This window comes from Pelagibius sp. 7325 (assembly GCF_037652055.1).
GTDB lineage: Bacteria > Pseudomonadota > Alphaproteobacteria > Kiloniellales > Kiloniellaceae > Pelagibius.
The window spans coordinates 527,837-540,184 of sequence record NZ_JBBKAH010000002.1; the positions used below are offsets into that span (position 1 = coordinate 527,837).

The 12,348-nt window shown below is 68.9% G+C and carries 10 protein-coding genes and 1 pseudogene; 1 reads left to right on the forward strand and 10 read right to left on the reverse strand.

Annotated features, from left to right (window positions below):
* Positions 1–47 precede the first annotated feature (47 nt).
* The 4 genes and pseudogenes from leuB to leuD all read right to left on the reverse strand — a co-directional run bounded on the left by leuB (position 48) and on the right by leuD (position 3,142).
* Entirely contained in the window at positions 48–1,163 is a 1,116-nt protein-coding gene (leuB, locus tag WDC82_RS04525; protein WP_340116065.1) for a 3-isopropylmalate dehydrogenase, read from the reverse strand.
* A gap of 65 nt (positions 1,164–1,228) precedes the next feature.
* Entirely contained in the window at positions 1,229–2,263 is a 1,035-nt protein-coding gene (locus WDC82_RS04530; protein ID WP_340116954.1) for an FAD-dependent oxidoreductase, read from the reverse strand.
* Positions 2,240–2,491, reverse strand: a pseudogene (locus WDC82_RS04535) (FAD-dependent oxidoreductase); the annotation flags it as partial. The pseudogene WDC82_RS04535 and the gene WDC82_RS04530, both read right to left, overlap by 24 nt.
* Positions 2,492–2,536: 45 nt before the next feature.
* Positions 2,537–3,142: a 3-isopropylmalate dehydratase small subunit gene (gene leuD / locus WDC82_RS04540; RefSeq protein ID WP_340116066.1), complete on the reverse strand. Its 606-nt coding sequence runs from the start codon at positions 3,140–3,142 to the stop codon at positions 2,537–2,539.
* Between the two features lie 394 nt (positions 3,143–3,536).
* Here leuD and WDC82_RS04545 point away from each other — a divergent pair, with 394 nt between their 5' ends.
* Positions 3,537–5,645: a methyl-accepting chemotaxis protein gene (locus tag WDC82_RS04545; protein ID WP_340116067.1), complete on the forward strand. Its 2,109-nt coding sequence runs from the start codon at positions 3,537–3,539 to the stop codon at positions 5,643–5,645.
* 175 nt (positions 5,646–5,820) lie between these two features.
* On the opposite strand, the gene WDC82_RS04550 is transcribed toward WDC82_RS04545, so the two are convergent.
* From WDC82_RS04550 to rimM, 6 genes are all read right to left on the reverse strand, one after another.
* Positions 5,821–6,408 (reverse strand): DUF882 domain-containing protein, encoded by a 588-nt coding sequence (locus tag WDC82_RS04550; protein WP_340116068.1) that lies wholly within the window; start codon positions 6,406–6,408, stop codon positions 5,821–5,823.
* A gap of 383 nt (positions 6,409–6,791) precedes the next feature.
* The gene (locus tag WDC82_RS04555) at positions 6,792–8,471 is read right to left on the reverse strand and encodes a L,D-transpeptidase family protein (RefSeq protein WP_340116069.1); all 1,680 of its coding nucleotides are present in this window, start codon (positions 8,469–8,471) and stop codon (positions 6,792–6,794) included.
* Positions 8,472–8,677: 206 nt separating this feature from the next.
* Positions 8,678–10,081, reverse strand: a complete 1,404-nt coding sequence (leuC, locus tag WDC82_RS04560) for a 3-isopropylmalate dehydratase large subunit (protein ID WP_340116070.1) — start codon at positions 10,079–10,081, stop codon at positions 8,678–8,680.
* Between the two features lie 260 nt (positions 10,082–10,341).
* Positions 10,342–10,785: a 50S ribosomal protein L19 gene (rplS, locus tag WDC82_RS04565; protein WP_340116071.1), complete on the reverse strand. Its 444-nt coding sequence runs from the start codon at positions 10,783–10,785 to the stop codon at positions 10,342–10,344.
* Between the two features lie 27 nt (positions 10,786–10,812).
* On the reverse strand, positions 10,813–11,580 hold the full coding sequence (trmD, locus tag WDC82_RS04570) for a tRNA (guanosine(37)-N1)-methyltransferase TrmD (RefSeq protein WP_340116072.1): 768 nt from the start codon (positions 11,578–11,580) through the stop codon (positions 10,813–10,815).
* 157 nt (positions 11,581–11,737) lie between these two features.
* A complete protein-coding gene (gene rimM / locus WDC82_RS04575; RefSeq protein ID WP_340116073.1) occupies positions 11,738–12,334 on the reverse strand; it encodes a ribosome maturation factor RimM in 597 nt (198 codons plus the stop codon).
* Positions 12,335–12,348: the final 14 nt, after the last annotated feature.

Here is a 12,348-nt window from a genome sequence, read left to right on the forward strand (position 1 = left end):
CGCCCCCGCCGTCAATTAACCGATTCGTGACCGCTTGTGCAGGCCACTCATGCCGCCCGCTTGTCGAGCGCCGCCAGGATGGCGTCGCCCATCTGGCTGGTCGAGACCACCGGCTGGCCCGGCTTGGCGATGTCGCCGGTGCGCTTGCCCGCGGCGAGCACGTCCTGCACCGCCTGCTCGATGAGGTCGGCATCGTCGCCCAGGTCGAAGGAATAGCGCAGCATCATCGCGAAGCTGAGAAGCGTGGCCAGCGGGTTGGCCTTGTTCTGGCCGGCGATGTCCGGCGCCGAGCCGTGCACCGGCTCGTAGAGCGCCAGGCGGCGGCCGGTGGTCGGGTCGGTGGCGCCCAGCGAGGCCGAGGGCAGCATGCCCAGCGAGCCGGTCAGCATGGCCGCGGCGTCTGACAGGATGTCGCCGAACAGGTTGTCGGTGACGATGACGTCGAACTGCTTGGGGTTGCGTACCAGCTGCATGGCGCAGTTGTCGGCGTACATGTGGCTGAGCTCGACCTCCGGGAACTCGGCCTTGTGCAGCTTGGTCACCTCCTCGCGCCACAGCACGCCGGACTCCATGACGTTGGCCTTCTCGACCGAGCACAGCCGGTTGCCGCGCTTCTTGGCCAGGTCGAAGGCGACGCGGGCGACGCGCTGGATCTCGCCGGTGGTGTAGACCTGGGTGTTGATGCCGCGGCGGCTGCCGTCGGGCAGCGTTTCGATGCCGCGCGGCTCGCCGAAGTAGATGCCGCCGGTCAGCTCGCGCACGATCATGATGTCGAGGCCGGAGACCAGCTCCGGCTTCAGTGCCGAGGCATCGACCAGGGCGTCGAAGCAGAGCGCGGGGCGCAGGTTGGCGAACAGCACCATGTCCTTGCGCAGGCGCAGCAGGCCGCGCTCCGGCTTCTGAGCGAAGGGCAGGTCGTCCCACTTCGGCCCGCCGACGGCACCCAGCAGCACCGCGTCGGCGTTCATCGCCTTTTCCACCGTGGCGTCGCTGACCGGTGCGCCCTCGGCGTCGATGGCGGCGCCGCCGACCAGACCCTCGTCGAGGTCGAAGCCGACCGAGCGGCGCTTGTCCATCCAGTCGATGACCCGGCGCACCTGGGCCATGGCCTCCGGGCCGATGCCGTCACCGGCCAAAATCAAAAGCTTCTTGTTGGACGCCATGGCACGCTTCCCTTTCTTACGTTTGCTTTGGTTCGATCTCTGCGTTGGACTGTCTGCCGCGGCGCTCAGCGCGCGACGAAGGCCGCGGACGCCGCCTTGCCGGCGACTTGGCCGGTCATGTAGGCGCCGTGGGCGGTGGCGTATTCACCGGGCGATGTCGCTTCACCGGCAAAGTACAGGCGGTCGTCGACCGGCACCGCGAGGCCGGCGCGGGCGCCCAACGCGCCGGGACGGGCATAGGAATAGGCGCCGCCGGCCAGCGGATCGCCCATCCAGCCGCTGGCGGCGAAGGCACGCAGGCTGCCGCGCACGGCGGAGCCGAAGTTGAACACCAGCTCCTGCTCCGCGAAGTCCGCCATGGCGGCAAGGCCCGCGGCCTCCAGCTCTCGCGCGATGTCGCCCCCCAAGTAGGCTGCAACAAGAGGTCGACCGAAAGGATGCAGGTGCATGAAGGCGCAGTCGGTGCGGTCGTAGCGGCTGGGCAGCTGCAGGTCGCGCGGCGGCCCGAAAGGGGCACCCTCGACCGCGAGGAACAGCTTCAGGTCGGCGCCCAGCGGCAGGTCGGCGGCGGCCTGCAGCTTTGCAGCCGGCAAGTCCGGGGCGAAGGCGACGGTACCCGCGGCGATCACGTTGGTCGGCAGGGTGACGATCACCCGCTCAGCGGTCAGGCTGCCGGCCGGCGTCCCAACGGTGATGGTCTTGTCGCGCCAGTCGATGCGGGTGACCGGGGTCGACAGACGCAGCGGCAGTCCCTCGGCCAGGGCCGCGATGACGGCGCCGTAGCCGCCCGGCAGGCGCCAGTTCACCTGCAGGTCGTCCATGCGGCCCACGTCGACGGCGGAAAGCTGGTCGAGGCGCCCACCGGTAATCCAGCCGCAGATGGAATCAATCGCCGCCCGCCAGGGCGTGTCCGCCGGCAGCAGGTCGCCGAAGGCGGCATCCGGTCCGCCGGCGGCGGCCAGCGCCTCGGCCTTCTCGAAGAGGGCCTCGGTGGTGCCGCGGAACTCGGCATAGGTCGCCGGACCCAGCTTTTCGGTGTTCCACTCGTTGGCCCAAATGTGCGGATATTCGTCGACCGCGTGGCCGAGGTCGCGCGCCATCGCCACCAGCGGATTGCGCGGCGCCGAGTGCAGCCATTCGCAGCCGAGGTCGATGGGGTAGCCCTCGCCGCTGTCGACGGTCCAGGCCCGCCCGCCGACGCGGTCGCGCGCCTCCAGGATGACGAAGCGGCATCCCGCCTCCGCAAGGGCACGCCCGGCACCGACGCCGGCCGCGCCGGCGCCGACGACCACGACGTCGAACTCTGCACTCTTGCTCATGCGCTTAGAGGTCCGGCGAAGCCGCTCCCCTGCTGCCGCGCAGCCAGGCGCGGATCAGGCCCACGGCTGGCTGACCTTGCGGGCGTCCTCGAAGGCGGCGATCTTGGCGTCCTTCTGCAGAGTCAGGCCGATGTCGTCCAGGCCGTTCAGCAGGCAGTGCTTGCGGAAGGGGTCGATGTCGAAGGTGATGGTGCCGCCGTCCGGGCCGGTGATCTGCTGCTTTTCAAGGTCCACGGTGACAACCGCGTTGGCGCCGCGCGAGGCGTCGTCCATCAGCAGGTCGACCTGCTCCTGCGGCAGCACGATGGGCAGAATGCCGTTCTTGAAACAGTTGTTGTAGAAGATGTCGGCGAAGCTGGGCGCGATGACGCAGCGGATGCCGGCATCCAGCAGCGCCCAGGGCGCGTGCTCCCGGCTGGAGCCGCAGCCGAAATTCTCGCCCGCCACCAGGATCCTGGTGCTCTTGTAGGCCGGCTGGTCGAGCACGAAGCCTTCCTTCGGCGCACCGTTCTCGTCGAAGCGCATCTCGTAGAACAGGCCCTTGGCGAGGCCGGTGCGCTGCACCGTCTTCAGGAACTGCTTGGGGATGATCATATCGGTGTCGATATTGACCAGCGGCAGGGGTGCGGCGACCCCGGTAAGGGTGGTGAACTTATCCATGACTCTCGGATGCCTTTCCTGGACGGAAGCCGGATCATAGAAAATCCGGCGCAAAGGTCAAAACCTTGCTGCGGGACCGCAAGGTCACGACCGCGGAGCCGCGCCGAAACAGCACAACCTAATGGCTTGATCGCGGTTCTAATGGCATCGCCGGAAATCCTTCAGGGTTCCCTCCCCCAGCGTCCGAAGACCCGGAATTTTCCCGTCTAACTCATTTGTTTAAATGGCTTTTTCGGCCCGCCATTAAGATGGGCTTCATCTATTCGGCGCTAGAGATGACCGAGCAACGTCCGGTTGCCGGCCTGCGCAGCCACGGCCGCAACGGCAGCCACCTTTGCCCGACTGGACCCTCCGCCGGCCCCGGCTGGCCCCTGGAACATCGAAGATCAGAGCCATGAACGCTTCCTCCCCGCAAGACACCCGGCCCTCCAAGTCCTTCCCCGGCATCGCGCGCCTGAACCCCGGCAAGCCCGGCATGCGCGCCCTGGGCATCGGCGCGCTGGGTGTCGGCGCCAAGATCTACGCCGGCTTCATCGCGGTCATCCTGCTGCTGGTGGCGCTCGCCGGCGCCTCGTGGCTCGGTTTCGAGCAGACCACCGACGGCATGGCGCTGAGCCAGGAAAGCTCGGACGCGGCGATCACCGCCACGGCGATGGAAGGCCACACCGCCGATGCCCTCTACTACGCCCAGAAGTTCATGGCGGGCGGCGATCCGCAGGACGCCAAGCTGGTGGGCGATCAGCTGGCCGGCGTCCGCGAAGCGGCGACAGCGCTGCGCGATGCGCCCGGCGCCCTGGCGCAAAACCGCGCCCTCAGTGAGGACGTGCTGCGGCTGGTGTCCGGGCTGGACATCGGCTTCACCCGCGTGGCCCAGCTGCGCGATGCGGCCTTCGCGCGCTTTCGCGACGAGTTGGAGCCGGCCGGGCAGCAGATGCGCGAGACGATTTCCGGCGTCATCGAAAAGGGGCTGAGCTGGGAGGAGTTCCAGATCGCCGCCAAGGCCGGGCAGACGCAGGAACTGGTCATGCTGCTGCGCCTGCGCCTGCAGACCTACATGCGCGAGGTCAGCGAGGAGAACGCCGCCAGCATCACCGCGGCGATCAACGACCTTGCCCAGTCGCTCTACGACCTGGAGGGACGCGCGGCCAGCGACGTCGACCGCGCGGCGATCAAGGATATGCGCGAGAACATCCTGCCGGGCTTCGCCGCCGGGATGAAGGACGTCATCGAGACCATGGCCGAGGCGAACGAGATCGACCAGGGCGTGCTGGTCCCCAACGGCGCCGAGATCGCCGCGAAGGTCGGCGAGATCCGCGGCAATGCCCTGAACGCCCGCGGCGAGGCCGCCGCCAGGACCGGCGACAGCGTCGCCTTCGTGCGCATGCTGACCGTGGTCGTCTCGCTGATCGCCGTGGTGTTCGGCGCGGTCACGGCCTTCGTCATCGGCCGCGACATTGCCCGCCCGGTGGTCGCCATGACCGAGGCGATGGGCGCGCTGGCCGGCGGCGACCATGCGATCGAGGTGCCGGGGCGCACGCGCCGCGACGAGATCGGCCGCATGGCCCAGGCGGTCCAGGTGTTCAAGGACAATGCCGTGGAAATGAAGCGGCTGGAGGCCGAGCAGGAGGCGCAGAAGCAGCGCGCCGAAGAGGAGCGCAAGGCCGCGCTCGACCAGATGGCCGATGCTTTCGAGACCAGCGTGAAGGGCATCGTCGATACCCTGAGCTCGGCCTCCACCGAGTTGCAGGCAACCGCCAAGTCGATGTCCGGCACCGCCGACGAGACGGCGCAGCGCTCGACCGCCGCGGCGGCCGCCTCCGAGCAGGCCTCGGCCAGCGTGCACACCGTGGCCGCCGCCGCCGAGGAACTGTCGAGCTCCATCGGCGAGATCAGCCGCCGCGTCGGCGAGTCCAGCAGCATCGCCGGCAAGGCCAGCGAGAATGCCCGCGCGACCAACGAGCAGGTCGAGGGCCTGGCCGCCGCCGCCGAGAAGATCGGCGACGTGGTGAAGCTGATCCAGGACATCGCCGAGCAGACCAACCTCCTGGCGCTGAACGCCACCATCGAGGCGGCGCGCGCCGGCGAGGCGGGCAAGGGCTTCGCCGTGGTCGCCTCCGAGGTGAAATCGCTGGCCATGCAGACGGCCCGGGCGACCGAGGAGATCGGCCAGCAGATCGCCGGCATCCAGTCCGCCACCGGCAGCGCGGTGGGCGCCATCCAGGACATCGCCAAGACCATCGGCGAAATCCATGCGATCTCGACCACCGTCACCAGTGCGGTCGAGGAGCAGTCGGCGGCGACCCAGGAAATCTCGCGCAACGCCCAGGAGGCCGCCGCCGGCACCCAGGAGGTCTCGTCCAACGTCGCCGGCGTGCAGGGCGCGGCCGGCGAGACCGGCGCCGCGGCGAGCCAGGTGCTCTCCTCCTCCGAGGAACTCGCCCGCCAGTCGACGGCGCTGCGCGGCGAGATCGAGCGCTTCCTGGCGACGGTGCGCGCCGCCTAGCAGGGTTGTGAAGAAGGTCTGATTGACCGCACTTCAAACGCCATCCTCATCCTGAGGAACGCCGCGCAGCGGCGTGTCTCGAAGGATAGCCCTCCCGGAAAATCAAAGCGCCCTCTTCCTTGAAGGAAGAGGGCGCTGATCTTTTATGCGGACCGAAGCGGGAAGCGTCGCGGCCTTACGAACCCCAGTGGCGCACGCGGCCGGTGTCGACGTGGACGAAGCCGGACTTGGTGTAGAGGCCGACGCCGCCGGCCTGCAGCGCCAGCGCCGTCTTGTGCAGCGCCTTGAGATCGCGCTCCGGCAGGCGAATGTCGGTCGCCTTGCCCTGCATGTGCAGCGAGCGCTTGGCTACGCCGCCGCTGTTGGACGCCAGGGTGGCGTTCGTCTGGGGGGAGCGGTAGCCGGAGATCAGCTCGAAGGGAGCCGTGCTGTCCATCCGCCGGCGCAGGGCGTAGAGCAGGTCGAAGAGTTGCGGGTCCATGTCCCAGACCTCGCCGCTGCGCCAGTCGCGCAGCACGTGGTTGAGCACCTGCACGCCCTCGGCCTGCAGCTGACCGTCGCGCAGGTAAGTAGCCGCGACCTCCTCCCCGGTGTGCAGCGAGCGGAACGCGAGGCTGCGGGTCGACGGCAGCGCCTTGGCAGCGAAGGCCAGATCGGGCAGCAGGACCATGGTACTGAAGGCGGCGATGCCCGCCCCGGCGGTGGCGAGAAACTGCCGGCGCGTGAACGCGCCCGCCAGGGAAGCTTTGGCCTTCTGGTGCATGCCGCTGCGGGTCCTCTATTGTAGCGGTTCCGGCTAGGAGTCTCGCCGCAGCTTGCGCGCCCAATCGCGAAGAGACCGTTAACGATTGCATGCTTTCACGAGGCGAGGCAACGGAGGACCGCTTAACCGCGGTTTTCCGGGCTTTCACCCCTCTGGCACCGGCACACTAGGCCCGACGATTCGGGCGACAATGAGGCAGCGACGGCGAAGAGGGTTAACAGTCTTCCCGCACTTCTCACGCACGCGAATTCATAGGCACAACCCACGTCATCGCCGCTGGCTGACTTGGCAGCTTGCTGAAAGGTCTGGCGGCCAATCTCATCCTGAGGAAGCCGCGCAGCGGCTGTCTAGAAGGATGGGCCGCCAGCCGGTTCAGCAACCAGCTAACGCAGGCTGTCGGCGCGCGCGCCGAACAGCGCGCCGGCCAGCGCGGCGTCGCGCTCGTAGACATCGTTGCGGAAGTGCACGCTGCCGTCCTTGTTGACCCAGGAGGTCAGGTAGCTGATGTGCACCGGCAGCGGCTGCTTCAGCGTGATGACGGTGCGCTCACCGCTGGCGATGGCCGCGTCGATCCGCGCGCGGTCCCAGCCCGCGGTGCCCTGCAGTACGACTTCGGCCAGCAGGGCCGGATCCTGCACGCGCACGCAGCCGTGGCTGAAGGTGCGCTCCTGGCGGCCGAACAGCGACTTTGCCGGGGTGTCGTGCAGGTAGATGTTGAAGCGGTTGGGGAACATGAACTTCACCCGGCCCAGCGCGTTGCCGTCGCCGGAGTCCTGGCGGATCTTGTAGGGAAAGCTCGCCTTCGAAACCTGCGCCCAGTCGATGCTCTGCGGATCCACCACTGCCGCTCCGCTGCTCCAGTCGCTGAACAGCACATAGTTGTTCTTCGCCAGATAGCTGACGTCGTGCTTGATCTTGGGCAGCAGTTCGTCGCGCGCGATGGAGGGCGGCACGTTCCAGAAGGGATTGATCTCCACGTAGGTCATGACATGGCTGAAGATCGGCGTGTGGTGATAGGGTTTGCCGACCACCACCGGCATGTCGAGCAGCGTCCTCGGCTCGTCGACCAGCTTCAACAGCTGATCGGCGAGGTTCACGAAGATGTGGCGCTGGCCCAGGTCATCGGGCATCCAGCGCCGGCGCTCCAGGTTCAGGATCATCTGCTCGATGCGGGCTTCGATCGGCACGTTGAGCGCCGCAAGGGTCTTGTTGCCGACGGCGCCGTCCTGCGCCAGGCCATGGCGGTACTGCATCCACTTCACCGCCGGCTCCATCGCCGGGTCGTAGAAGTCCGGCGCGCCGCCGCGCTCGGCCGCGTCGTCGGCCGGCTTCAGGTCGCCGACCAGGCGCAGGCGCTTGCGCAGCAGGCCGACGCGCGGATCGGTCATGCCCGGCTTCAGGGTCTCGCCCTCGGGGATCTCCGCCCAGCCGCCCTGCAGCGCCAGCGCGCGGTATTCCGCCAGCGCCACCTTCTGGCGGACGTAGCGCTCGGTCTGCGGGCGGTAGCCGTCGATGAAGCCTTCCAGATCCGTGGCGTCGGCGGCGGCGGCCAGCACGTCTTCCTTCGTCACTTCTTCACGGAACACGAAAAGTTCCGGGTCGGCGACGTGGGGCGTGGTGCGGCCCTGGCCGAGATCACCGGCGTAGCGCACGAGGCCGAGGCTCAGCAGCATCTCCAGCCGCGCCAGGTTCTCCGGGGTGCCTCCACTCTCCGGCGAAAGGGCGGCCAGCAGCCCGGCGATCTGCGGGGCGCGGTAGTCGGCCGGGTCGAGGCCGTCGAGGTCGGCGGCGGCGAGCAGGCGGGCGAGTTTCTCGGCGCGCGGGCCGGCGGCGGCTTCCAGCACCCACAGCGGGCGGTAGCCGCGGGCGCCGTAGAAGCGCTGCAGCACCGTCAGGGTCTCGATTTCCTCGTCGGTGAGCAGGCCATCCGCAGCGGCGTCGGCGCCACCGCCGGTCAGCGCCTGAGACAGCGCCAAGGGCAGAGCCTCGGCCAGCGCCGGGCGCGGCAGGCCACCGGCCAGGACGACGAACACAGCACAGACGATCCAGGCGACACGGCGCATCGGCGAACAGACTCCCAGGAAAAACGCGGCGGGCCAGTGGAGCACAGCGCGCGGCTTCGTGCCACTGCGCTGGCGGCCCGGGAACAGGAACAAAGGGAGCAGCGCGACGCGCAATGCGCCGGCCGGCGTCCCTGAAACGCGGTCAGGGAGAAGACCTGCCCGGCAAGGGCCGGAAATCAGATCCTTCTTCGCGCCGCCGCGCTTTGTTACAGGTCGCGCACGTCGGCCAGGTGGCCCTTCACCGCGGCAGCGGCGGCCATGCCGGGGCTGACCAGATGGGTGCGCCCGCCGCGGCCCTGGCGGCCTTCGAAGTTGCGGTTGGAGGTCGAAGCGCAGCGCTCGCCCGGGGCCAGGCGGTCGGCGTTCATGGCCAGGCACATGGAGCAGCCCGGCTCGCGCCATTCGAAGCCGGCCTCGAGGAAGATCCGGTCGAGGCCTTCCTGCTCGGCCTGCTCCTTCACCAGGCCGGAGCCCGGCACGACCATCGCCTGCACGCCGGCGGCCACCTTCCGGCCCCTGGCGACGGCGGCGGCCTCGCGCAGGTCCTCGATGCGCCCATTGGTGCAGGAGCCGACGAAGACCTTGTCGATCTTCACCTCGGTCATCGGCATGTCGGCCTTGAGGCCCATGTACTGCAGCGAGCGGAGCATCGCCTGGCGCTTGTTCTCGTCGCGCGCGGACTCCGGGTTCGGCACCCGGCCGGTGATCGCCACCACGTCTTCCGGGCTGGTGCCCCAGGTCACCTGCGGGTCGATCTCCGCGACCGCCAGGGTCACTTCCTTGTCGTAGCGCGCGCCGTCGTCGGACGGCAGGCTGCGCCAGTAGGTCACCGCCTGCTCGAAGGCACCGGCCTTGGGCGCCATCGGGCGGCCCTTGATGTAGTCGTAGGTGGTGTCGTCCGGCGCGATGAGCCCGGCGCGCGCGCCGCCCTCGATCGACATGTTGCAGACCGTCATGCGGCCTTCCATGGAAAGGTCGCGGATCGCCTGGCCGGCGTATTCGATGACGTGGCCGGTGCCGCCGGCGGTGCCGATCTTGCCGATGATCGCCAGGATCAGGTCCTTGGCGGTGACGCCGACCGGCAGCGCGCCGTCGACGCTGATGCGCATGTTCTTGGCCGGCGACTGGATCAGGGTCTGGGTGGCCAGCACATGCTCGACCTCGGAGGTGCCGATGCCGAAGGCCAGCGCGCCGAAGGCGCCGTGGGTCGCCGTGTGGCTGTCGCCGCAGACGATGGTCATGCCCGGCAGGGTGAAGCCCTGCTCCGGCCCGATGATGTGGACGATGCCCTGGCGGTGGTCGTTCATCTGGAAGATCGGCACGCCGAAGTCGGCGCAGTTCTTCTCCAGGGTCTCGACCTGGATGCGGCTTTCCTCGTCGGCGATTCCCTTGGTGCGGTCGGTGGTCGGCACGTTGTGGTCCGGCACCGCCAGGGTCGCCTCGGGGTGGCGCAGCTTGCGCCCGGCCAGGCGCAGCCCTTCGAAGGCCTGGGGCGAGGTCACCTCGTGGACGAGGTGGCGGTCGATGTAGATGAGGCAGGTGCCGTCATCCTGACGGTCGACCACATGGCTGTCCCAGATCTTGTCGAATAGCGTACGCGGCGCGGACATCTCTCTCGTTCCTTAACTGCAAGCACGGTTGTTCTTTTAAGGGTGTTCTTTTTGGGCCCGAAAAGACGGGGGCCGGAGGATAGCGCTCCCCCCCGGCCGTTGAAAGGGGTGGAGAAAAGGGCCCCGGAAAAAGGGCCGGAGAAAAGCAAAAGGGGCCCGCTGGCACGCTTGCGGAAAGCGGCCGGCGGAACCCCTCGAAACCCGTTACCCGGCAGCGGTCCCCGCGATCGCGCGGGGCGCCGGCCCGGAAGGCGTCGGCGTCAGGCCTTGGCGGCCTTTTCCTTCTTCGCGGTCTTTGCGGTCGCGGCCTCCTCGCGGGCGGCGGCGTCCAGCTTGCCGCTGTGGCCCGTGGTCTGCTCGCGGATGCGCGCGGCCTTGCCGGTGCGGCCCCGCAGGTAATACAGCTTGGCGCGGCGCACGTCGCCGCGGCGCACCACCTCGATGGAATCGATGCGCGGGCTGTACAGCGGGAAGACGCGCTCGACGCCCTCGCCGTACGACAGCTTGCGCACGGTGAAGGAGGAGTTCAGGCCGCGGTTGCGGCGCGCGATGCAGACGCCTTCGAAAGCCTGGACGCGCTCGCGCGTGCCTTCGACGACCTTCACGTTGACGCGCAGGGTGTCGCCCGGGGCGAAGGCCGGCGGCTCGCCCTCGGCGGTCAGCTTGCCACGCTGCTCGTTCTCGATCTGCTCGATGACGTTCATGACTCTCAATCCTCAGTATGGCCGGCGCTAGCGCTGGCCCTTCGTGTAGCGCGCCCAGAGGTCCGGGCGGCGCGTCCTGGTAATCTCCTCCGCCTGGGCGCGACGCCACTGGCGGACTTTCTCGTGATGCCCGGAGGTCAGCACCTCCGGCACCGTACGGCCCTGCCACTCGGCGGGCCGCGTGTAGAGGGGATACTCCAGCAGCCCCTCGAAACCTTCCGCCCCGAACGATTCCTCGCCGGAGCTCACCTCGTTCCCCATCACCCCCGGCAGCAGGCGGACCACCGCGTCCATCAGCACCAGGGCCGCCGGTTCCCCGCCGGAGAGGATGTAGTCGCCGACGGAAACCTCGAGAACGCCGCGGGCTTCCAGCACCCGTTGATCGACACCCTCGTAGCGGCCGCACAGCAGGGTCACCCCCGGCGCCGCCGCCAGATCCCGCACCAGGTCCTGCGTCAGCAGGCGCCCCCGGGGCGAGAGATAGATCACCGGAACGTCGCCCGCCTGATCCCCAGCCGATTCCCGGGCCAATCCCTGGGCCGGTTCCTGCTGCCACCTTTGCGCGGCGGCGGCGAGAGCCGTGTCCACCACGTCGGGGCGCATCACCATGCCGGCACCCCCGCCGAAGGGGGTATCGTCGACGCTGCGGTGTTTATCGCGCGCGAAATCCCGGATGTCCAGGACGTCGAGCGCCCAGAGCCCGCGCTCCAGAGCCTTGCCGGCCAGGCTCAGCCCCAGCGGTCCCGGGAACATCTCCGGAAAGATCGTCAGGACCTGTGATCGCCATGGCGCCATGGGACCTCTCCCAACCCGCTTTCCGCTACCCTTACCCGGGCCGGCTAGAGCCGAAGCGGCGCTTTATGCCGCCGCGGGACCCTTTTGTCCAGCCCTTCCACCGTCCGCCTCCGCATTTGGGCGGCATTTTCCATGAGCCCGTGGAAGCCCGGAAAAATTAACCTTTTCCCGGTTCTTCCTCGGGTTCTCCCGCCTCGCCCCCGGCCTCTTTGGAAGGCTGGACGACGATCTCCGCCGGCGGCTCGGCCACCAGGCGCCCGCCGGCCAGGTCGACCAGCGGGACCACCGCCTTGGTGAAGGCCAGCAGCAGCGGTTTGCCGTCCGGCGCTTCGATCTCCAGCAGGTCGCCGGCGCCGTGGTTCTCCACCGCCGTCACCCTGCCCAGGGGCCGGCCCTCGCGGTCCTCGACCCGAAGACCGATGAGGTCGGCGTGGTAGAAGGTCTCTTCCTCCTCCAGCGCCGGCAGCGCGGCCCGCGCGACATAGATCTCGGTGCCGTGCAGCGCCTGGGCCGCGTCGCGATCCTTCACGCCCTCGATGCGCACCAGCACCACGCTGTCGGCCTTGCCGGGCGCCGGGCCGGCGACCTGGAGGCGCCACTGGCGGCGCCCGCTCTTGTCGCTGACCGGACCGTAGGCGGCCACATCGGCGGGGTCTTCGGTGAAGGCCTTCACCTTCACCAGGCCGCGCACCCCGTGGGCGCCGACCATGACCCCTAAGCAAACCCGATCGCTAGGGGCGCGATCTTCCGCCATGGTCCGGCGCCTCC

Excerpts from the sequence above, each read along its gene's own strand:
- WDC82_RS04550 (WP_340116068.1), bottom strand. The coding sequence starts at position 6,408 with ATGCACCAGAAGGCCAAAGCTTCCCTGGCGGGCGCGTTCACGCGCCGG.
- trmD (WP_340116072.1), bottom strand. The coding sequence starts at position 11,580 with ATGGCGCCATGGCGATCACAGGTCCTGACGATCTTTCCGGAGATGTTC.
- WDC82_RS04530 (WP_340116954.1), bottom strand. The coding sequence starts at position 2,263 with ATGGCGCGCGACCTCGGCCACGCGGTCGACGAATATCCGCACATTTGG.
- rimM (WP_340116073.1), bottom strand. The coding sequence starts at position 12,334 with ATGGCGGAAGATCGCGCCCCTAGCGATCGGGTTTGCTTAGGGGTCATG.
- rplS (WP_340116071.1), bottom strand. The coding sequence starts at position 10,785 with ATGAACGTCATCGAGCAGATCGAGAACGAGCAGCGTGGCAAGCTGACC.
- leuD (WP_340116066.1), bottom strand. The coding sequence starts at position 3,142 with ATGGATAAGTTCACCACCCTTACCGGGGTCGCCGCACCCCTGCCGCTG.
- WDC82_RS04555 (WP_340116069.1), bottom strand. The coding sequence starts at position 8,471 with ATGCGCCGTGTCGCCTGGATCGTCTGTGCTGTGTTCGTCGTCCTGGCC.
- leuC (WP_340116070.1), bottom strand. The coding sequence starts at position 10,081 with ATGTCCGCGCCGCGTACGCTATTCGACAAGATCTGGGACAGCCATGTG.
- WDC82_RS04545 (WP_340116067.1), top strand. The coding sequence starts at position 3,537 with ATGAACGCTTCCTCCCCGCAAGACACCCGGCCCTCCAAGTCCTTCCCC.
- leuB (WP_340116065.1), bottom strand. The coding sequence starts at position 1,163 with ATGGCGTCCAACAAGAAGCTTTTGATTTTGGCCGGTGACGGCATCGGC.